Genomic DNA, 19,753 nt, shown 5'->3' with positions numbered 1-19,753 from the left:
GCCTGGGAATGAGCCTAGCAGCTGAAGCAGACCAGGCTAGTCGACAGATGTTTCAAATTGGGCAGCGCGAGAGATGGGTGGTGATTTTGATGGCCCCTTCGCGGGCAAACCCGCTCCCACAGGTTCGGTGTGAACCCTGTGGGAGCCAGCCTGCTGGCGATGGCGGACGATCAGGCGACGAAGATCAAGCGCCCGGTACGAAGTGCTTCTGCGCCGTGCCGCGAGCGATCAGGCGGGAGATGTAGTCGAGCTTCTGCGCGTCCTGGTCGACGAAGCGGAAGGTCAGTTGCAGCCAGTCGCTGTCGGGTTTCGGCTCGTGGGCGACGACGGCGTGCAGGTAGCCGTTGAGGCGGGCGATTTCGGCGTTGTCGCCCTGCTCCAGATCGAGCACGGCGCTGTCGAGGATTTGCGGCAGGGTGTCGGTGCGTTTCACCACCAGCAGCGCTTCCTTGATGCTCAGGGCCTTGATCACGCATTGCTGGGTGCCGCTCGGCAAGCGCAGTTGGCCCTGACCACGACCACCGGCCGGAGCGCTGGAGGCTGCCGGAGCTTTCACCGGCGGGCTGTTGAGCAGGCCACGTTGTGGCGCGGCGGCAGGTGCCGGGGCCGCCGCGGCAGGCTTGGCAAACGGGTTGGCCGCAGCAGCAGCAGGTGCGGAACCGACCACGGCAGCCTTGCCACCGGTCAACGCGCTCAGGGAGTCGTTGCCGAACGCCGAGTTCATCTTGGTCGGGGCGCTGTTCATCAGGGTGTCGAGCTTGCCGACCTTGTTCAGAGCCTGCTTGACCTTGGTCAGCAGTTGCTCGTTGGTGAACGGTTTGCTGACGTAACCAGTGACGCCGGCCTGGATCGCCTGCACGACGTTTTCCTTGTCGCCACGGCTGGTAACCATGATGAACGGCATGGTCTTGAGATTGTCCTGCTCACGGCACCAGGTCAGCAGTTCGAGGCCGGACATTTCCGGCATTTCCCAGTCGCACAGCACCAGGTCGAAGGCTTCCTTGGCCAGCATGGCCTGGGCCTTCTTGCCGTTGATGGCGTCCTCGGTGCGAATCCCCGGGAAGTAATTACGCAGGCACTTTTTCACCAGGTCACGAATGAACGATGCATCGTCCACGACCAACACACTGATCTTGCTCATCCAACACCCCTATTAAAATCCCGGCAAGCATAACGCTGGCTGATGGCACATTGCCAAAACTCTTCAGTCACGCCGGGACTTTTCGTTCGCGGGTGCTGCTTTTTAATTCGGTTCTGCCTGTGAAAAGCAGAAACAAAAACGCCCGGCCAAAGGGCCGGGCGCTTTTCTCAGGCAATCTTACTTATCGTCAGCATCGCCCGGAACATTAGCGGTTTCACCACTTGTCCCTTCAACTTCTTCCTTCATGCGCTTGAGGCCCATGTGGCGTACGTCGGTGCCGCGCACCAGGTAGATCACCAGCTCGGAGATGTTGCGGGCGTGGTCGCCGATCCGCTCCAGCGAACGCAGCACCCAGATAATGCTCAAGACCCGCGAGATAGAGCGCGGGTCTTCCATCATGTAGGTCGCCAGTTCGCGCAGAGCGGTCTTGTATTCGCGGTCGATGATCTTGTCGTACTGCGCCACCGACAACGCCAGATCGGCGTCGAAGCGGGCAAATGCGTCCAGCGCATCACGCACCATATTGCGCACCTGGTCGCCGATGTGACGCACTTCGACGTAACCGCGCGGCGCTTCACCTTCTTCGCACAGCTGAATCGCACGGCGGGCGATCTTGGTCGCTTCGTCGCCGATACGCTCCAGGTCGATCACCGACTTGGAGATGCTGATGATCAGCCGCAGGTCGGACGCCGCCGGCTGACGACGGGCCAGAATGCGCAGGCATTCTTCGTCGATGTTGCGTTCCATCTGGTTGATCTGGTCGTCGATCTCGCGCACTTGTTGGGCCAGGCCCGAGTCGGCCTCGATCAGCGCGGTGACCGCGTCGTTGACCTGCTTCTCGACCAGCCCGCCCATGGCCAGCAGGTGGCTGCGCACTTCTTCCAGTTCGGCGTTGAACTGCGCGGAAATGTGATGGGTGAGGCCTTCTTTGGAAATCATGCGTTCGCTCCGAAAAAGCGTTTAACCAAGAGCTGCAAGCTACGAGCTGCAAGCTGTTATGTGGTGTTCCCTGCCGCATCGCTTCTAACTTGCCGCTTGAAGCTTGCCGCTTGCAGCTGTACGGCTAGCCGTATCGCCCTGTGATGTAATCTTCGGTCTGCTTCTTGGCCGGATTGGTGAACAAGGTATCGGTGTCGCCGAATTCCACCAGTTTGCCCATGTACATGAACGCCGTGTAGTCGGACACCCGCGCTGCCTGCTGCATGTTGTGGGTCACGATGACGATGGTGAACTTGGATTTGAGCTCATAGATCAGCTCTTCAACTTTCAGGGTCGAGATCGGGTCGAGGGCCGAGCACGGTTCGTCGAGCAGCAGCACTTCCGGTTCCACGGCGATGGTACGGGCGATCACCAGACGCTGTTGCTGACCGCCGGACAGGCCAAGGGCCGAGTCATGCAGGCGGTCTTTGACTTCGTCCCACAGGGCCGCGCCTTTCAGTGCCCACTCGACGGCTTCGTCGAGGATGCGCTTCTTGTTGATGCCCTGGATGCGCAGGCCGTAGACCACGTTTTCGTAGATGGTCTTCGGGAACGGGTTCGGCTTCTGGAACACCATGCCGACCCGGCGACGCAGCTCGGCCACGTCTTCGCCCTTGCGGTAGATGTTGTTGCCGTACAGGTTGATCGCGCCTTCGACGCGGCAGCCGTCCACCAGGTCGTTCATGCGGTTGAAGGTACGCAGCAGCGTGGACTTGCCGCAGCCGGACGGGCCGATGAAGGCGGTCACGCGCTGTTTCGGGATGTTCATGCTGACGTCGAACAGCGCCTGTTTCTCGCCGTAGTAGAGGCTCAGGCCCGGCACTTCGATGGCCACGGTTTCCTGTTCGAGGTTCAGGCTCTGCTTGTCGCGGCCCAGGGCAGACATGTTGATGCCGTGGGTATGTGTTTCGTGCTGCATGGGTCTCACTCCGTTCGTAGCTGCAAGCTTTTAGCTGCAAGCCGCAAGTTTGAGCAAAAGCGGCATGTAGCTTGCCGCTTGTGGCTAATGGCTTTAGCTGTCCAGTGCTTTGTACTTCTCGCGCAGGTGGTTACGGATGTACACCGCCGACAGGTTCAGGGTGGCGATCACCAGCACCAACAGCAGCGCCGTGGCGTATACCAGCGGCCGCGCGGCCTCGACGTTCGGGCTCTGGAAGCCAACGTCATAGATGTGGAAGCCCAGGTGCATGATCTTCTGATCCAGGTGCAGGTACGGGTAGTTGCCGTCCACCGGCAGCGACGGCGCCAGTTTCACCACACCTACCAGCATCAGCGGCGCCACTTCACCGGCGGCACGCGCCACGGCGAGGATCATGCCGGTCATCATGGCCGGACTGGCCATCGGCAGAACGATCTTCCACAGGGTTTCAGCCTTGGTCGCGCCGAGGGCCAGCGAGCCTTCACGCACGGTGCGCGGGATACGCGCCAGACCTTCTTCGGTGGCCACGATCACCACCGGCACCGCCAGCAGCGCCAGGGTCAACGAAGCCCAGAGCAGACCCGGTGTACCGAAGGTCGGTGCCGGCAGCGCTTCAGGGAAGAACAGACGGTCGAGCGAGCCACCGAGCACGTAGACGAAGAAGCCCAGACCGAATACGCCGTAAACAATCGCCGGAACACCCGCCAGGTTATTCACCGCGATCCGGATCACCCGGGTCAGGGTGTTCTGCCTGGCGTATTCACGCAGGTACACCGCCGCCAGCACACCGAACGGGGTCACGATCATCGCCATGATCAGGGTCATCATCACGGTGCCGAAGATCGCCGGGAAAATCCCGCCTTCGGTGTTCGCTTCACGCGGGTCGTCGGACAGGAATTCCCAGACCTTGCTGAAGTAGAAACCGATCTTGGTGAACGTACCCATCGCGTTCGGCTGGTAGGCGTGAACCACTTTGCCCAGGCCGATTTCGATTTCCTTGCCGTTCGCATCACGAGCGGTCAAAGCGTCACGGTTGAACTGCGCGTGCAGGTCGGCCAGACGGGCTTCAACGTCCTGATAGCGGGCGTTCAGCTCGGCACGCTCGGCGTCCATGTCCGCTTGCGCGGTGGCGTCGAGCTTGCCTTCCAGCTCCAGCTTGCGACCGTGCAGACGGATGCGCTCGAGACCGGCGTTGATCGCGCCGATGTCGGTTTTTTCCAGCGATTTGAGCTGCGCGGCGAGGCCGTTCACGCGGTTGATCCGCGCTTGCAGCTCAGGCCAGGCGGCTTCGCCTTCGGCGATCACCTTGCCGTCCTGTTTGACGTTGACCAGGTAGCCGTAGAAGTTGCCCCACTCACGACGCTCCAGCGCCATCAGCTCCGGCGGATTCTTCTGGTCGGTCAGCCACTCGCCGACGATCCAGGTGAAGTCGTTGCCGTTCAGGTCACGGTTACCGACCTTGATCAGCTCGCGGGTCATGAATTCCGGACCTTCGTCCGGCACCGGCAGGCCGGCGCTCTTCAGACGGGCGCGCGGCACTTCTTCTTTCTGCACCACTTCGCCCACGACCAGATGCTGGCCCTGGCCCGGTACGTCATAGCTGGCGTGGATCAGATCCGCCGGCCAGAAGTGACCCAGACCGCGCACGGCGATCACCGCCAGCAGGCCAATGGTCATGATGACCGCGATGGACACCGCGCCGCCGCTGATCCAGACGCCGGGGGCGCCGCTCTTGAACCATCCTTTCAGGGAGTTCTGTTTCACAGACTTCTACCTTTGCTTAAAGCGACGAGTATTTCTTGCGCAGACGCTGACGAATCAGTTCCGCGAGGGTGTTCATGACGAAGGTGAACAACAGCAGCACCAGCGCCGAAAGGAACAGCACGCGGTAGTGGCTGCCGCCCACTTCCGACTCCGGCATTTCCACCGCGACGTTGGCGGCCAGGGTACGCAGGCCTTCGAACAGGTTCATTTCCATGACCGGGGTGTTGCCGGTGGCCATCAGCACGATCATGGTTTCGCCGACCGCACGGCCCATGCCGATCATCAGCGCCGAGAAAATGCCCGGGCTGGCAGTCAGGATGACCACGCGAGTCATGGTCTGCCACGGCGTGGCACCGAGGGCCAGCGAGCCCAGGGTCAGGCCGCGCGGCACACTGAACACGGCGTCTTCGGCGATCGAGTAGATGTTCGGAATCACCGCAAAGCCCATGGCCAGACCGACCACCAGGGCGTTGCGCTGGTCGTAGGTGATGCCCAGGTCGTGAGAGATCCACATGCGCATGTCACCGCCGAAGAACCAGTTCTCCATGAACGGGCTCATGTACAGCGACAGCCAGCCCACGAACAGGATTACCGGGATCAGCAACGCACTTTCCCAGCCGTCCGGGACTTTCAGGCGGATTGATTCAGGCAGGCGGCTGAAGGTGAAACCGGCGATCAGAATGCCGATCGGCAGCAGCATCAGCAGACTGAAGATGCCCGGCAGATGCCCTTCTACATACGGTGCGAGGAACAGGCCGGCGAAGAAGCCGAGGATCACCGTCGGCATCGCTTCCATCAGTTCGATCACCGGTTTGACCTTGCGGCGCATGCCCGGGGCCATGAAGTACGCGGTGTAGATCGCAGCGGCGACGGCCAGCGGTGCAGCCAGCAGCATCGCGTAGAACGCGGCTTTCAGGGTGCCGAAGGTCAGTGGCGACAGGCTCAGTTTCGGTTCGAAATCGGTGTTGGCCGCAGTCGATTGCCAGACGTATTTAGGCTCGTCGTAGTTCTCGTACCAGACCTTGCTCCACAGCGCGCTCCACGAGACTTCCGGGTGCGGGTTGTCGAGCAGCAGCGGTTGCAGCTTGCCGCCGGCTTCGACGATCACGCGGTTGGCGCGCGGCGACAGGCCGAACAGGCCCTGGCCTTCGACGACTTGATCGACCAGCAAGGTGCGGTGCGCGGTGCTGTGGAACACGCCGAGCTTGCCGCTGGCATCCAGGGCCAGGAAGCCCTTGCGACGTTCTTCGGCGGAGATTTCCACGATCGGCGTGGTGCCCATCTGGAAGGTGCGGATCTGCTTCAGGCGCAGCTCGCCGTCGGTGTCGCGGGCCATGAACCACTGGGCGAGGCCACCCTTGGAGTCACCGACGATCAGCGAGATGCCACCCACCAGTTGCGTGGCGGCGGTGACTTCGGCATCGGCGTTTTCCAGCAGCTTGTAGCGACCGTTGAGGCTCTTGTCGCGCAGGCTGAACACGTCGGCCTGGGCACGCCCGTTGACCACGTACAGCCATTGCTGGCGCGGGTCGACGAAGATGTTTTTCACAGGCTCGGTCATCTGCGGCAGATCGATACGCTTCTGCTCGTTGGTGACTTCGCCGGTCATCATGTTTTCTTCGCTGGTCAGCGACAGCACATTGAGTTGCGAACCGGTGGAGCCGACCAGCATCAGGGTCGAATCGGTGGCATTGAGGCTGACATGCTCCAGCGCACCGCCACTTTCGTTAAGTGCGATCGGTGTCTCGCCGTACGGGTACTCGATGGCCGGAGTGATGGTCTTCTTGCCATCCGGGTAGCTGACTTTATAGGTGTGACGGAACACCAGCGCCTGACCGTTGGACAGGCCCACGGCCACCAGCGGATGGCCCGGCTGGTCTTCGCCGATGGAGGTCACACTGGCGCCTGCCGGCAGGGGCAGATCGACGCGCTTCAATTCAGCGCCACTGTCGATGTCGAAGAACAGCGCCTGGCCCTTGTCGGAAACGCGCATGGCCACCTGATTCTGCTCTTCGAGCGAAATCATCAGCGGCTTGCCGGCGTCCTGCATCCAGGCCGGGGTGAGTGCATCTTTCGCAGTCAGGTCAGCACCTTTGAACAGCGGCGCGACCACGTAGGCGAGGAAGAAGAAGATCAGGGTGATGGCTGCCAGCACCGCCAGACCGCCGACGAGGACGTACCAGCGGGTGAAGCGATCCTTGAGCGCGCGAATGCGGCGCTTGCGTTGCAACTCAGGCGTATTGAAGTCAATGCGCTTGGGAGGGTTCGTAGTCATTTTGGAATTGGCCAGATCATTCATGCGCACACCCTAGCGATCCTGTATGACAGAAAGATGACAATGCAGTGACGCACCAAATCCGCCGCCAGCAGGGCACTGGCAGTGGATAGAAGAATTCGGTGAGTGTGGGGGCCAGGCCGCTTGCGGGCCGGGCCCCACACGGGAGTCAGGCGGGGTTCACCCCTGACTCAGTTTGTTACTTTTTTGCGACTTCAGCGCCGCCTTCCTGCAGACCCAGGTCAGCCAGTGCTTTTGCAGCAACCTTGGCTGGCAGCGGGATGTAGCCGTCTTTCACTACCACTTCCTGGCCCTGTTTCGACAGAACCAGTTTCACGAACTCGGCTTCCAGCGGGGCCAGAGGCTTGTTCGGGGCCTTGTTGACGTACACGTACAGGAAACGCGACAGCGGGTACTTGCCGTTCAGGGCGTTTTCTTCGGTGTCTTCGATGAAGTCAGTGCTGCCCTTCTTCGACAGAGCAACGGTTTTCACGCTGGCGGTCTTGTAGCCGATGCCCGAGTAACCGATGCCGTTCAGCGAGGAGCTGATCGACTGCACGACCGAAGCCGAGCCTGGTTGTTCGTTGACGTTAGGCTTGTAGTCGCCTTTGCACAGGGCTTCTTCCTTGAAGTAGCCGTAGGTGCCGGATACCGAGTTCCGGCCGAACAGTTGAACCGGCTTGTTGGCCAGGTCGCCGGTCACGCCCAGGTCGCCCCAGGTTTTCACGTCGGTCTTGGCGCCGCACAGACGGGTGGACGAGAAGATCGCGTCAACCTGTTCCATGGTCAGGTGCTGGATCGGGTTGTCCTTGTGCACGAACACAGCCAGGGCGTCCACGGCAACCGGGATAGCGGTTGGCTTGTAGCCGTATTTCTGTTCGAAGGCCGCCAGTTCGGTGTCCTTCATCTTGCGGCTCATCGGGCCCAGGTTGGAGGTGCCTTCAGTCAGCGCAGGTGGCGCGGTAGCGGAGCCAGCCGCCTGAATCTGGATGTTTACGTTCGGGTATTCTTTTTTGTAGTTCTCAGCCCAGAGGGTCATGAGGTTGGCCAGGGTATCGGAACCGACGCTGGACAGATTGCCCGACACACCAGTGGTCTTGGTGTAGCTCGGGATAGCAGGGTCAACAGCGGCAACCGCGTTGGCAGTCGCAACGCCAGCAGCGACAAAAGTCATTGCCGCCATCAAACGCTTCAGTTTCATGCCTTACTCCTAGCAGATAGGGTGTGTTAAGTCGGGGCCAAGTATCAGCAGGCCGTGTGAACACTCTATGGCTGAAATATGACAATTGGATGAAAGGCCAGCATCCCTGTCGGAAGGCTGGCCTTTCAGTTGTAACCGCAAGTGTGAAGGTGGCTTAGCGACCTTTGCTCCACAACCACGCGCCGACCAGGATCCCCATCCCGCACAGCACCGCCACATAGTAGGCCGGCCCCATCGCGCTTTCTTTCAGCAGCAGGCTGACCACCATCGGGGTCAGGCCACCGAAGATGGCGTAAGCGACGTTATAAGAGAAGGACAGACCGCTGAAGCGCACCACCGGCGGGAACGCTTTGACCATCACATAAGGCACCGCGCCGATGGTGCCGACCAGGAAACCGGTCAGCGCGTACAGCGGGAACAGCCAGTTCGGGTGATCGGCGAGGCTGTGATAGAAGGCCCAGGAACTGGCAAGCAGAGCCGCGCAGCCGAACACAAACACGCGACCGGCGCCAAAGCGATCCGCCAGCGCGCCGGAAATGATGCAACCGAAGCTCAGGAACACGATTGCCAGGCTGTTGGATTGCAGCGCGGTGGTCGGCGAGAAGTGATAGACCGTCTGCAGCACGGTCGGGGTCATCAGGATCACCACGACGATGCCGGCGGACAGCAGCCAGGTCAGCAGCATCGACACCGCGATCGCCCCGCGATGGTCTCGCAGCACCGCGCGCAGCGGCACTTCCTCGGCCAGCGCCTTACGCAGTTGCAGCTCGGCGAACACCGGGGTCTCGTGCAGCCAGCGACGCAGGTAGACCGAGAACAGACCGAACACGCCGCCGAGCAGGAACGGGATCCGCCAGGCGTAATCCGAGACTTCCGTTGGGGTATAGATGCTGTTGATCGCCGTAGCGACCAGCGAACCGAGCAGGATGCCCGCCGTCAGGCCGCTGGTCAGGGTGCCGCAGGCGTAGCCGATGTGCTTGCCGGGCACGTGTTCGGAAACGAAGACCCACGCCCCCGGCACTTCGCCGCCAATCGCCGCGCCCTGAATGACGCGCATCAACAGCAGCAGAATCGGCGCCCACAGGCCGATCTGCGCGTAGGTCGGCAGCAGGCCCATGATCAGGGTCGGCACCGCCATCATGAAAATGCTCAGGGTGAACATCTTCTTGCGCCCCAGCAGGTCGCCGAAGTGCGCCATCACGATTCCGCCCAGCGGCCGCGCCAGGTAACCGGCGGCAAAGATGCCGAAGGTCTGCATCAGGCGCAGCCACTCAGGCATGTCGGCCGGGAAGAACAATTTGCCGACCACGGTGGCAAAGAACACGAAAATGATGAAATCGTAGAACTCCAGCGCGCCCCCCAGGGCCGATAGCGACAGAGTCTTGTAGTCATTGCGGGTCAACGGTCGTGCGGGTTGGTCGGGCTGCGCGAGGCTCGAGGGCGCTGTGGTCATGGCAAGGTCTTCTCTTATAGTCGGATCTGCCGCCACAACAACGCTGGCTGTGGCTCGGGCAGGTTCGGCACCATAGCAAATTGTTCGAAAAAGCACATAGAGGCGCGTATTTGCCGGTCGAAATGAGAACCGGACGGTCGTCGCGGAGTCTACCGACCGATATACTCGCAACCTTGCTCCGGTTTGTAGGGGGTTGCTGTGCGAAAACGTCGTTGGCCCGACCTTTGCTCGGGATTAGCCGATTTCGCAGAGTTTCTCCTTAGGCGCCTGATGGAAAACGTGACGAACGTAGTATGTTCGGTGCTGAATCGTTTTTCCCGAAGACGGCTACTACCAGCAGCACCCACGAAGAGTCACGGGTCAGAGGCCCCCCGGCATGATAGAGCTAGAACAAGAAGATCCGATCCCGCAAGGCGACCTGGCTTTGCAAATCACCGCGCTTCCCCGCGAAACCAACGGCTTCGGCGATATTTTCGGCGGCTGGCTGGTGGCACAGATGGACCTGGCCGGCACGGCCATGGCCAGCCGTGTTGCCGGTGGCCGTGTCGCGACCGTTGCCATTGATCGCATGGCGTTTCTGGTCCCGGTGGCCGTCGGCGCGCAATTGTCCTTTTATACCCAGACCCTGGAAATCGGCCGCAGCTCGATCCAGATGATGGTCGAGGTGTGGAGCGACGACCCGCTGTCCAGCGAGTGGCGCAAGGTGACTGAAGCGGTGTTTGTGTTCGTTGCCATCGATGGCAGCGGTCGCACCCGTTCGGTTCCGCCACGCGCACGTTAAACCTCGCGACCGTTTCACGGTCGATAGTCGTCCAAGTTGCTGATCGAGAGTTGTCCCATGAACACGCCCAACGTTGAAGCCGTGAAACTGGATGAACTGAACTGCTGGCGCATCCGCCACGGTCAGGCCGAAGTGCTGGTGGCCCAGCAAGGTGCGCACATTCTCAGTTATCAGATCGATGGCCAGCCGCCGATCATCTGGCTCAACGACAAGGCCGTATTCCAGACCGGCAAAAGCATCCGCGCCGGTGTGCCGGTGTGCTGGCCGTGGTTCGGCAAGTTCGAACGCAACCCGCAGAGCGTGCAGGCCATGTACACAGGTGCGCAACCGGCCCCCGCGCACGGCCTGGTGCGGGCAATGGATTGGGAGCTGGGCGGCATCGAATCAGAGGCTGACGGCGTCAAGGTCGAATTCAGGCTGCCCCGCCCTGAAGGCGGACTGCCGGGCTGGCCGCATCAGGTCGACCTGACCCTGACCCTGCACTTGTCCGAGCAATTGCAGTTCAGCCTGACCAGCCACAACCGTGGCAACGACACCGTCAGCCTCAGTCAGGCGTTGCACACGTATTTTTCCGTCAGCGACGTGCGCAACGTGCGCGTCGCCGGCGTCGATGGCTTGAACTACATCGAGACCCTCGACGACTGGAAGACCTGCACCCAGCAAGGCGACCTGCACTTTGCCGGCGAAACCGACCGCATCTATCTCGACGCCCCGCCGCAACTGAGCATCGTCGACCCGGCCTGGGAGCGGCGCATTGTGCTGACGGCTACCGGCTCGCGCACAGCGGTGATCTGGAACCCGTGGATCGACCGCGCAGCGGCGCTCAGCGACATGGACAACGACGGCTGGCAGCGCATGCTGTGCATCGAGACGGCGAACGTGATGGACGACGTGGTGACTTTGGCGCCGGGCGCTAGCCACACCATGGGCGTCAGTGTCGGCAGCAAACCGCTTTAACCAGTACCGCAAAACAAAATGTGGGGGCGAGCCTGCTCGCTCCCACAGTTGTTTTGGGATGCCTATTACAGATCAGATTCCTGCACCACCCGCACCTTGTCCGCTTCCAGCGCGTACGCCGCATCGGCCAGATCATTGCTGACCTTTTCGATCTTCAGCGTGCCGGTCACCCACAGCGGTGTGTAGATGTCATCCAGCTTCAAGCCCTTTGGATAGCGCACCAGCACCAGTTGATTCGGTGGCGGTGGCGGCACGTGGATACACGCGCCCGGATACGGCACGAGGAAGAACAGCGTGCTGCGACCCTTGGCGTCGGATTCCAGCGGCACCGGATAACCACCGATGCGGATGTGTTTGTCGTTCATCGACGCCACGGTCTTGGTCGAATACATCACCGCCGGCAAACCTTTGGCCTGCTTCATCCCACCTTTCTGGGTGAAGGTGCCGGTGGCTTCCGGAGAGTTGTGGTCGATTTCAGGCATGGCCTCGAGGGCTTTCTGGTCCGACTTGGGCATCAGTTCCAGCCAGTCGGTTTCCGGCAGTTCGCCGGCGTGGGCCAGACCACTGCCCAGCAAAAGGAGAGTCAACAGAAGACGGCGCATGAAAGTGCTCGGTAAAGGATGCTCGAATAGGGAGGGAACGCTGAATCGCCGAGCATTCTAGCCCTCCCCGCCGATTGGCAGAGAGGGCTTTGTCGCTTTGGATCAGTTCTTTTTGATCAGGCCGTAGATCACCAGCAGCACGATCGCGCCGACCAGTGCACCGATGAAGCCTGCGCCCTGCCCCGCCTGATAGATGCCCAGGGCCTGGCCGCCGTAGGTGGCTGCCAGCGAACCGCCGATACCGAGCAGGATGGTCATGATCCAGCCCATGCTGTCATCGCCCGGTTTCAGGAACCGCGCCAGCAGGCCGACGATGAGGCCGATAAAGATGGTTCCGATAATTCCCATGGCATTTCCCTCTGAATGGTAGATATGCGATGAAGCCTAGCCAGACTTTCGCATCCTGCCATCAGAGAACGGCGGCCCCTTAATGGTTCCGCCGATGCCAGATGAAACTGTCGTTACTCGGCGATCAGCGCTTCGACCTTGAGGATCTGTTGCTCGAGAGTCGCCTTGTCCTTGCAGCGCAGGTTGGCGTGACCGACCTTGCGCCCGGCCTTGAAGGCCTTGCCGTAGTGATGCAGGTGGCAATCGTCGATGGCGATGACTTTTTCAACCGGCGGAACAACGCCGATGAAGTTGAGCATCGCGCTCTCGCCGACCTTGGCGGTCGAACCCAGCGGCAGACCGGCAACGGCCCGCAGGTGGTTTTCGAACTGGCTGCACTCGGCGCCTTCGGTGGTCCAGTGCCCGGAGTTGTGCACGCGCGGTGCGATTTCGTTGGCCTTGAGGCCGCCGTCGACTTCAAAGAACTCGAACGCCATCACACCGACATAATCCAGCTGCTTGAGCACGCGGCTGGAATAATCTTCGGCCAGGGCCTGGAGCGGGTGATCGGAGCTGGCAACCGACAGCTTGAGGATGCCGCTGTCGTGGGTGTTATGCACCAGTGGATAGAACTTCGTCTCGCCATCGCGGGCGCGCACGGCGATCAGCGACACTTCGCCAGTGAATGGCACGAAGCCTTCCAGCAGGCAAGGCACGCTGCCCAGTTCGGCGAAGGTACCGACCACGTCTTCCGGCTTGCGCAGGACTTTCTGGCCCTTGCCGTCGTAACCCAGGGTGCGGGTTTTCAGCACGGCCGGCAGGCCGATCGACGCGACGGCGGCGTCCAGGTCGGCTTGCGACTGGATGTCGGCGAACGCCGGGGTCGGAATCCCCAGGTCCTTGAACATGCTCTTTTCGAACCAGCGGTCGCGAGCGATGCGCAGCGCTTCGGCGCTCGGGTAGACCGGCACGAATTGCGAAAGAAACGCCACGGTTTCAGCCGGAACGCTTTCGAACTCGAAGGTCACCAGGTCGACTTCATCGGCCAACTGGCGCAGATGATCCTGATCGCCGTAATCGGCCCGCAGGTGTTCGCCCAGCGCAGCGGCGCACGCATCCGGCGCAGGATCGAGGAAAGCGAAGTTCATGCCCAGCGGAGTGCCCGCCAGAGCCAACATGCGACCCAACTGGCCGCCACCGATTACACCGATCTTCATCTCAACAACCTCAGGCAATACGTGGGTCTGGATTGTCCAGGACGCTGTCTGTCTGCTCGGCACGGAAGGTTTTCAGTACCGCGTGGAATTGTGGATGCTTGGCGCCCAGGATGCTCGCCGACAGCAGGGCTGCGTTGATCGCGCCCGCCTTGCCGATGGCCAGGGTGGCAACCGGAATGCCGGCCGGCATCTGCACGATCGACAGCAGCGAATCGACGCCCGAGAGCATCGCCGACTGGACCGGAACGCCCAGCACCGGCAGGTGGGTCTTGGCCGCACACATGCCTGGCAGGTGGGCTGCGCCACCGGCACCGGCGATGATCACCTCGATGCCGCGGCCTTCAGCCTCTTCGGCGTACTGGAACAGCAGATCGGGGGTGCGGTGGGCGGAAACCACCTTGACCTCGTACGGGATGCCGAGCTTTTCCAGCATATCGGCGGTGTGGCTAAGGGTGGACCAATCGGACTTGGAGCCCATGATCACGCCAACCAGTGCACTCATCGTCGCGCCTCTTCTCTCTGGGCGCCCGCAGGCGCGTCAAAAACAACAAGCCACGCAGAATGCGTGGCTTGTTGTAGGAAAAATGGCCGGACGAACCGGCCGAAGGCCGCGCAGTATACCGCAAAGAAAGCAATAAACAGCCCCCGTCGCGACCATCTGTCATCTGAACCTAACCACACATTTTGCTGACTCGAGGTTCAAGAATACTGCTTCGTTTTTTCACACGGGAAACATGAACAACAGGTCGGATGGAGAGCGTACTCAAATTTCCGCATGAGTTCATGTAATAAAAATCAAAACATTCCCAAGAGCCACAACAAAATTTAAATGATATACAACCAAGCACAAAACAAAAAAACAGAGAGCCCACCAAAAAACAAAACTTATATTGCACAGCAACAAATCCATATTTGAAAACACTTCCAAAATCGCAACGGCAGGACAGTTGGCACCATCAGGCCTGCCTGTCGCTATCAAGTAAATTGCAATCTTCCAAGGAACGGAACATGGCCAAACAGCCTTTAACACTGAATGTCTTCATCCATGAGGACTTATCGGACGACAGCAGACGAGACTTGTACAACACTCATTTTTCCTGGTTTACCGACGAAATCCAGAAACTTTCCGGCCGCAAGCTAACAGTTAATATGTTCACCCCGTCAGAAGCAGTAACCTTGAGTGGTTTTGATTATAAAAAAATATCTGCCGCCAGTTCTTTGGACGCTTGGGCAGAAAAATTAAGAAGCCATTTCGGCTCCGTACTCCTGCAAGACTCGCACACAAGATTCAACAAGTATCTATTGCTGACCCGCGACAATATAAACCCGAGCACAATGGGAATTGCACAAAACAAGGGTTACGCGGGTATATCCTCGATAAGAAGCGACATGGTTCCTGCTCACGAAGCAGGCCACATGTTCGGCGCGACTCATGAAGACAGCGAAATCCTGTACAACGGCTGGTGGAGCGAAACAATCATGAGTGATGATGATTTCTCACCACTTCGAAGCAATGCCAACCGCTTCAGTGATAAAAACAGAGAGAACATTCGCAACTACCTGGACAAACCGATTGCACAGCGGGCCGTGCCGCGCCCCCAAGACGACTGGGACGACGATTGAACTGATGCAAACCTGCCGCATCCCACGAGCTCTCGTATTTTAATAAAGCTCACCCGGCTTGGCAGAGGCGAAAAACACCATTCGCCTCTGCTTTCATTCAGTTATTGCCACTCGCTGCACCGCCTTCCAGCTTGCGCCACAACAACCGCACATTGGCCTTGCGCACCAGTGCGCAGCGGTACAGGCGGATCTCCAGCGGCACATGCCATTGCGGACCTCCGCAGACCACCAGTTCGCCACGGGCCAGTTCGGCTCGTACGCTCAGTTGCGGAACCCAGGCGATACCGAGGCCTTCCAGCGCCATGCTTTTCAGGCTGTCGGCCATGGCAGTTTCATAGATCGTGGTGAAACGCAGCTGACGCTGGCGCAGCAAGCCATTCACCGAACGCCCGAGGAACGCCCCGGCGCTGTACGCCAGCAGCGGCACACTGCCCTCGCCTTCCAGATCGAACATCGGTTTGCCATCGGCATCCGCCGCGCACACCGGGAGCATTTCGGTCTGGCCCAAGTGCAGCGACGGGAAGATTTCCGGGTCCATCTGCATGGCGGCGTCCGGGTCATAGAACGCAAGCATCAGATCGCAGCCACCTTCCCGCAGCGCGTGAACCGCGTCGCCGACGTTGGTCGCTACCAGCCGCGTGGCAATGTTCAGGCCTTCGTTGCGCAGTTGAGCAATCCAGCGCGGGAAGAATCCGAGCGCCAACGAATGCGCCGCTGCGACCTGGATCACTTCGCCTTGCCCACCTTCGAGGTGATGCAAATGGCGCAACACTTCACCGAGCTGTTCGACCACGGTGCGTGCAGTCACCAGGAACAGTTGTCCCGCCGCCGTCAGCTCGATCGGCGTACGCGAGCGGTTGACCAGCGTCAGTCCGAGAGCCGCTTCCAGGCTGCGGATCCGCCGACTGAACGCCGGCTGGGTCACGAAGCGCCGTTCGGCCGCCTGCGAGAAGCTGCGGGTGGCGGCCAGAGCACTGAAGTCCTCGAGCCATTTGCTTTCCAGATTCATCACGTCCTCCCGGACACGCACCAAAACAGGTCACACGTCTGCCGCGCACGCGGCGTCACACGGGCATTATGCCGAATGTGCATAGGGCAGTGTTTAACAGCATTGGCCCAAAAATTCCCACAAGCCTAGCATTCGCAGCGTTCCGGCACAGACCGGGTCCATATCGAGATGATTTCTATCATGTCCTCCGCTGCATCATTCCGCACAGAAAACGACCTGCTTGGCACCCTCGAAGTCCCTGCTCAAGCGTATTACGGCATCCAGACCCTGCGAGCGGTGAACAACTTCCGTCTCTCGGGCGTTCCGATTTCGCACTACCCGAAGCTGGTTGTCGGTCTGGCGATGGTCAAACAGGCTGCCGCTGACGCCAACCGCGAGCTGGGTCACCTGAGCGAAGCCAAGCACGCTGCCATCAGCGAAGCCTGTGCCCGTCTGATCCGCGGCGATTTCCACGAAGAGTTCGTGGTCGACATGATTCAAGGTGGCGCCGGTACCTCCACCAACATGAACGCCAACGAAGTGATCGCCAACATCGCGCTGGAAGCGATGGGTCACCAGAAAGGCGAATACCAGTACCTGCACCCGAACGACGACGTGAACATGGCGCAGTCGACCAACGACGCCTATCCGACCGCGATCCGTCTGGGTCTGCTGCTGGGTCACGACGCGCTGCTGGCCAGCCTCGACAGCCTGATTCAGGCGTTCGCGGCCAAGGGTGAAGAATTCAATCACGTCCTGAAGATGGGCCGTACCCAGCTGCAAGACGCCGTACCGATGACCCTGGGTCAGGAATTCCGTGCTTTCGCCACCACTATGGGCGAAGACCTGGCCCGTCTGAAGACGCTGGCCCCGGAACTGCTGACCGAAGTGAACCTGGGCGGTACCGCGATCGGTACCGGCATCAACGCCGACCCGCGCTACCAGGCCCTGGCCGTACAGCGTCTGGCGCTGATCAGCGGTCAACCGCTGGTTCCAGCCGCCGACCTGATCGAAGCCACCTCCGACATGGGCGCCTTCGTGCTGTTCTCCGGCATGCTCAAGCGCACCGCGGTCAAACTGTCGAAGATCTGCAACGACCTGCGCCTGCTGTCCAGCGGCCCGCGCACCGGCATCAACGAAATCAACCTGCCGGCGCGTCAGCCAGGCAGCTCGATCATGCCAGGCAAGGTCAACCCGGTGATCCCGGAAGCCGTGAACCAGGTTGCATTCCAGGTCATCGGTAACGATCTGGCACTGACCATGGCAGCCGAAGGCGGCCAACTGCAACTGAACGTGATGGAGCCGCTGATCGCCTTCAAGATCCTCGACTCGATCCGCCTGCTGCAACGCGCCATGGACATGCTGCGCGAGCACTGCATCGTCGGCATCACCGCCAACGAAGCGCGCTGCCGCGAACTGGTCGAACACTCGATCGGTCTGGTCACCGCACTGAACCCGTACATCGGCTACAAAAACGCCACCCGTATCGCCCGTATCGCCCTTGAAAGCGGCCGCGGCGTGCTGGAACTGGTGCGCGAAGAAGGTTTGCTCGACGAAGCCATGCTCGCCGACATCCTGCGCCCGGAAAACATGATTGCTCCGCGTCTGGTTCCGCTCAAAGCCTGAGCCGACGCGTGACGTGTAGCACCGCTCACCAGGTCGAGGGACTAGACACCTCTCACCTTTTGAGGGCTTGGGGAGCATTCCCCGAGCCCTTTTTTTTAACTGTTTGAACCTGAGAACCGTATGTATGGAAGCTGGCTGCAAACCGGCTCCCAGACAAGCCCGACGCCGGTAACGTCGGGTGTTTCAAAGCTTCGTTTCGTCGCTTGCACCACAACCGTGCAGACGGGCGCCGCACTGATCGGTATAGTGCCGCCCCTCTTCGCGTGAGCGGTCGTCGGTAACGAGGCCATAACCCATGCGAAACCCGAACTAATAACAAACCCGCGATATGGATCCGGGACGAAACCCTCGCCTCGCCCGTTGTGCCGCACGCACACCGGTGTAACGCGATGTTTCTGACCATCCAGCATTTGCTTAAACAATAAACAGCGAGGAAAAATCCATGCTCGAAGTCATCAACGACTTCCTCTCAGGGAAAGTACTGATCGTGCTCATTGTCGGGCTCGGTAGCTACTTCACGATTCGCTCGCGTTTCGTTCAATTGCGCCACTTCTTCCACATGTTCGCGGTGTTCCGCGACAGCCTCAAAGGCAGCGCCGGGCAACTCAGCTCGTTCCAGGCCCTGATGCTCAGCCTCGCCGGCCGCGTCGGTGCAGGCAACATCGCCGGTGTCGGCATCGCCGTGACCCTGGGTGGTCCGGGTGCGGTGTTCTGGATGTGGGTGACCGCTCTGGTCGGCATGTCCAGCAGCTTCTTCGAATGTACGCTGGCCCAGGTCTACAAGCGCGCCGATGGCGACGGCCTGTACCGTGGCGGTCCGGCGTACTACATCCAGCACGGCCTGAAGCTTAAAGGCATGGCGGTGGTGTTCTCGATCCTGCTGCTGGTCACCTACGGCTTCGCCTTCATCGGCCTGCAGTCCTACACCGTGACCCACTCGCTGCAAAACGCCTTTGCCTTTGATCCGCAACACACCGGCATCGTCCTGGCAGTGCTGCTGGCCATCACCTTCATCGGCGGCATCAAGCGTATTGCTTCGGTGTCCGACCTGCTGGTGCCGATCAAGACCCTGGCCTACATCGGCGTGACCCTGTACGTGATCGGCACCCAGATCGAACACGTGCCAGCCATGCTGGTCACCATTTTCAAAAGCGCCTTCGGTCTCGACCCGGCCTTCGGCGGCCTGCTCGGCAGCGCGATTGTCATGGGCGTAAAACGTGGCGTGTTTGCCAACGAAGCGGGCCTGGGCAGTGCGCCGAACGTGGCCGCCGTGGCCGCCGTGAAACACCCGGGCGCTCAGGGCGTGGTTCAGGCGTTCAGCGTGTTCCTGGACACCTTCGTGATCTGCACCTGCACCGCGCTGCTGATCCTGCTGTCGGGCTTCTACACCCCGGGCTTCGAAGGTGACGGCATCGTCCTGACCCAGAACTCGCTGGCCGCCGTGGTGGGTGACTGGGGCCGCATGTTCGTCAGCGTCGCGCTGTCGCTGTTCGTCTTCACGTGCATCCTCTACAACTACTACCTGGGCGAAAACAGCCTGCAGTTCCTCACTCGCAACCGTGCTGCGCTGATGACGTTCCGCGGCCTGGTGCTGGCGCTGGTGGTCTGGGGTTCGATGCAAGACCTGTCGACCGTATTCGCCTTCGCCGACATCACCATGACCTGCCTGGCCTTCGTCAACCTGATGGCCCTGGCCCTGCTGTTCAAGGTCGGCATGCGCGTGATGCGCGACTACGACGCGCAGCGCCGCGCAGGCGTCGACCAGCCAGTGTTCGACTCCAGCAAGTTCAGCGACCTGGATCTGGACCTGAAAGCCTGGCCTGCAAACCCGTCGGCCGACACCCAGGCCAACGCTCAGCCGCAAGGCATCCCCGCAGCGCAACGCTGATCGGGTAAAAACC

17 protein-coding genes are annotated in these 19,753 nt (G+C 60.6%); 5 read left to right on the top strand and 12 right to left on the bottom strand.

Annotated features, from left to right (window positions below):
- Window positions 1-184 precede the first annotated feature (184 nt).
- The 7 genes from QLG12_RS22265 to QLG12_RS22235 form a co-directional block, all read right to left on the bottom strand.
- A complete protein-coding gene (locus QLG12_RS22265) occupies window positions 185-1,141 on the bottom strand; it encodes a response regulator (protein WP_011336612.1) in 957 nt (318 codons plus the stop codon).
- A 177-nt stretch (window positions 1,142-1,318) separates the two neighbouring features.
- Complete coding sequence (gene phoU / locus QLG12_RS22260) at window positions 1,319-2,080, bottom strand: phosphate signaling complex protein PhoU (RefSeq protein WP_007954334.1); 762 nt, start codon at window positions 2,078-2,080, stop codon at window positions 1,319-1,321.
- A 124-nt stretch (window positions 2,081-2,204) separates the two neighbouring features.
- Window positions 2,205-3,038 carry a phosphate ABC transporter ATP-binding protein PstB gene (pstB, locus tag QLG12_RS22255; RefSeq protein ID WP_007954333.1) on the bottom strand — a complete coding sequence of 278 codons (834 nt, stop codon included), beginning with the start codon at window positions 3,036-3,038 and terminating at the stop codon, window positions 2,205-2,207.
- A gap of 93 nt (window positions 3,039-3,131) precedes the next feature.
- Window positions 3,132-4,802 (bottom strand): phosphate ABC transporter permease PstA, encoded by a 1,671-nt coding sequence (gene pstA, locus QLG12_RS22250; RefSeq protein ID WP_197868909.1) that lies wholly within the window; start codon window positions 4,800-4,802, stop codon window positions 3,132-3,134.
- A 16-nt stretch (window positions 4,803-4,818) separates the two neighbouring features.
- Window positions 4,819-6,852: an ABC transporter permease subunit gene (locus tag QLG12_RS22245; RefSeq protein WP_170928910.1), complete on the bottom strand. Its 2,034-nt coding sequence runs from the start codon at window positions 6,850-6,852 to the stop codon at window positions 4,819-4,821.
- A 424-nt stretch (window positions 6,853-7,276) separates the two neighbouring features.
- A complete protein-coding gene (locus tag QLG12_RS22240; RefSeq protein ID WP_007954316.1) occupies window positions 7,277-8,278 on the bottom strand; it encodes a phosphate ABC transporter substrate-binding protein PstS in 1,002 nt (333 codons plus the stop codon).
- Window positions 8,279-8,432: 154 nt separating this feature from the next.
- Window positions 8,433-9,731: an MFS transporter gene (locus tag QLG12_RS22235; RefSeq protein WP_197868910.1), complete on the bottom strand. Its 1,299-nt coding sequence runs from the start codon at window positions 9,729-9,731 to the stop codon at window positions 8,433-8,435.
- A gap of 376 nt (window positions 9,732-10,107) precedes the next feature.
- Between QLG12_RS22235 and QLG12_RS22230 the strand changes: the two genes are divergently transcribed.
- Together QLG12_RS22230 and QLG12_RS22225 are read left to right on the top strand one after the other, a co-directional pair.
- The gene (locus QLG12_RS22230) at window positions 10,108-10,512 is read left to right on the top strand and encodes an acyl-CoA thioesterase (RefSeq protein ID WP_003229628.1); all 405 of its coding nucleotides are present in this window, start codon (window positions 10,108-10,110) and stop codon (window positions 10,510-10,512) included.
- 57 nt (window positions 10,513-10,569) lie between these two features.
- Window positions 10,570-11,469, top strand: a complete 900-nt coding sequence (locus tag QLG12_RS22225) for a D-hexose-6-phosphate mutarotase (protein ID WP_236192379.1) — start codon at window positions 10,570-10,572, stop codon at window positions 11,467-11,469.
- A 65-nt stretch (window positions 11,470-11,534) separates the two neighbouring features.
- On the opposite strand, the gene QLG12_RS22220 is transcribed toward QLG12_RS22225, so the two are convergent.
- From QLG12_RS22220 to purE, 4 genes are all read right to left on the bottom strand, one after another.
- Window positions 11,535-12,071 (bottom strand): DUF3299 domain-containing protein, encoded by a 537-nt coding sequence (locus QLG12_RS22220; protein WP_064379774.1) that lies wholly within the window; start codon window positions 12,069-12,071, stop codon window positions 11,535-11,537.
- 102 nt (window positions 12,072-12,173) lie between these two features.
- Complete coding sequence (locus tag QLG12_RS22215) at window positions 12,174-12,419, bottom strand: GlsB/YeaQ/YmgE family stress response membrane protein (RefSeq protein ID WP_003229635.1); 246 nt, start codon at window positions 12,417-12,419, stop codon at window positions 12,174-12,176.
- A 113-nt stretch (window positions 12,420-12,532) separates the two neighbouring features.
- A complete protein-coding gene (locus QLG12_RS22210; protein ID WP_011336621.1) occupies window positions 12,533-13,615 on the bottom strand; it encodes a 5-(carboxyamino)imidazole ribonucleotide synthase in 1,083 nt (360 codons plus the stop codon).
- A gap of 10 nt (window positions 13,616-13,625) precedes the next feature.
- Window positions 13,626-14,117: a 5-(carboxyamino)imidazole ribonucleotide mutase gene (purE, locus tag QLG12_RS22205; protein ID WP_007954291.1), complete on the bottom strand. Its 492-nt coding sequence runs from the start codon at window positions 14,115-14,117 to the stop codon at window positions 13,626-13,628.
- 506 nt (window positions 14,118-14,623) lie between these two features.
- Between purE and QLG12_RS22200 the strand changes: the two genes are divergently transcribed.
- A complete protein-coding gene (locus QLG12_RS22200; protein WP_197868913.1) occupies window positions 14,624-15,238 on the top strand; it encodes a hypothetical protein in 615 nt (204 codons plus the stop codon).
- Window positions 15,239-15,335: 97 nt separating this feature from the next.
- Here the strand turns inward: QLG12_RS22200 and QLG12_RS22195 are convergent, their stop codons facing one another.
- On the bottom strand, window positions 15,336-16,247 hold the full coding sequence (locus QLG12_RS22195; RefSeq protein WP_108563586.1) for a LysR substrate-binding domain-containing protein: 912 nt from the start codon (window positions 16,245-16,247) through the stop codon (window positions 15,336-15,338).
- Between the two features lie 180 nt (window positions 16,248-16,427).
- On the opposite strand from QLG12_RS22195, the gene aspA reads away from it, so the two are divergent.
- Together aspA and QLG12_RS22185 are read left to right on the top strand one after the other, a co-directional pair.
- Window positions 16,428-17,852: an aspartate ammonia-lyase gene (gene aspA, locus QLG12_RS22190; protein WP_039765095.1), complete on the top strand. Its 1,425-nt coding sequence runs from the start codon at window positions 16,428-16,430 to the stop codon at window positions 17,850-17,852.
- Between the two features lie 442 nt (window positions 17,853-18,294).
- Window positions 18,295-19,740 (top strand): alanine/glycine:cation symporter family protein, encoded by a 1,446-nt coding sequence (locus tag QLG12_RS22185; protein WP_011336625.1) that lies wholly within the window; start codon window positions 18,295-18,297, stop codon window positions 19,738-19,740.
- Window positions 19,741-19,753: the final 13 nt, after the last annotated feature.

The organism is Pseudomonas sp. V88_4, from assembly GCF_029967985.1.
In the GTDB taxonomy this organism is placed as follows: Bacteria; Pseudomonadota; Gammaproteobacteria; order Pseudomonadales; family Pseudomonadaceae; genus Aquipseudomonas; species Aquipseudomonas glycinae.
This window is presented reverse-complemented; position numbering and strand designations above follow the sequence as displayed.

What these genes read in the sequence shown, in the direction of transcription:
- QLG12_RS22220 (WP_064379774.1), bottom strand. Translation starts at nt 12,071, where the DNA reads ATGCGCCGTCTTCTGTTGACTCTCCTTTTGCTGGGCAGTGGTCTGGCC.
- QLG12_RS22210 (WP_011336621.1), bottom strand. Translation starts at nt 13,615, where the DNA reads ATGAAGATCGGTGTAATCGGTGGCGGCCAGTTGGGTCGCATGTTGGCT.
- QLG12_RS22230 (WP_003229628.1), top strand. Translation starts at nt 10,108, where the DNA reads ATGATAGAGCTAGAACAAGAAGATCCGATCCCGCAAGGCGACCTGGCT.
- QLG12_RS22265 (WP_011336612.1), bottom strand. Translation starts at nt 1,141, where the DNA reads ATGAGCAAGATCAGTGTGTTGGTCGTGGACGATGCATCGTTCATTCGT.
- QLG12_RS22240 (WP_007954316.1), bottom strand. Translation starts at nt 8,278, where the DNA reads ATGAAACTGAAGCGTTTGATGGCGGCAATGACTTTTGTCGCTGCTGGC.
- QLG12_RS22200 (WP_197868913.1), top strand. Translation starts at nt 14,624, where the DNA reads ATGGCCAAACAGCCTTTAACACTGAATGTCTTCATCCATGAGGACTTA.
- QLG12_RS22225 (WP_236192379.1), top strand. Translation starts at nt 10,570, where the DNA reads ATGAACACGCCCAACGTTGAAGCCGTGAAACTGGATGAACTGAACTGC.
- pstB (WP_007954333.1), bottom strand. Translation starts at nt 3,038, where the DNA reads ATGCAGCACGAAACACATACCCACGGCATCAACATGTCTGCCCTGGGC.
- aspA (WP_039765095.1), top strand. Translation starts at nt 16,428, where the DNA reads ATGTCCTCCGCTGCATCATTCCGCACAGAAAACGACCTGCTTGGCACC.
- QLG12_RS22215 (WP_003229635.1), bottom strand. Translation starts at nt 12,419, where the DNA reads ATGGGAATTATCGGAACCATCTTTATCGGCCTCATCGTCGGCCTGCTG.
- QLG12_RS22245 (WP_170928910.1), bottom strand. Translation starts at nt 6,852, where the DNA reads ATGCAGGACGCCGGCAAGCCGCTGATGATTTCGCTCGAAGAGCAGAAT.
- phoU (WP_007954334.1), bottom strand. Translation starts at nt 2,080, where the DNA reads ATGATTTCCAAAGAAGGCCTCACCCATCACATTTCCGCGCAGTTCAAC.
- QLG12_RS22195 (WP_108563586.1), bottom strand. Translation starts at nt 16,247, where the DNA reads ATGAATCTGGAAAGCAAATGGCTCGAGGACTTCAGTGCTCTGGCCGCC.
- QLG12_RS22185 (WP_011336625.1), top strand. Translation starts at nt 18,295, where the DNA reads ATGCTCGAAGTCATCAACGACTTCCTCTCAGGGAAAGTACTGATCGTG.
- purE (WP_007954291.1), bottom strand. Translation starts at nt 14,117, where the DNA reads ATGAGTGCACTGGTTGGCGTGATCATGGGCTCCAAGTCCGATTGGTCC.
- QLG12_RS22235 (WP_197868910.1), bottom strand. Translation starts at nt 9,731, where the DNA reads ATGACCACAGCGCCCTCGAGCCTCGCGCAGCCCGACCAACCCGCACGA.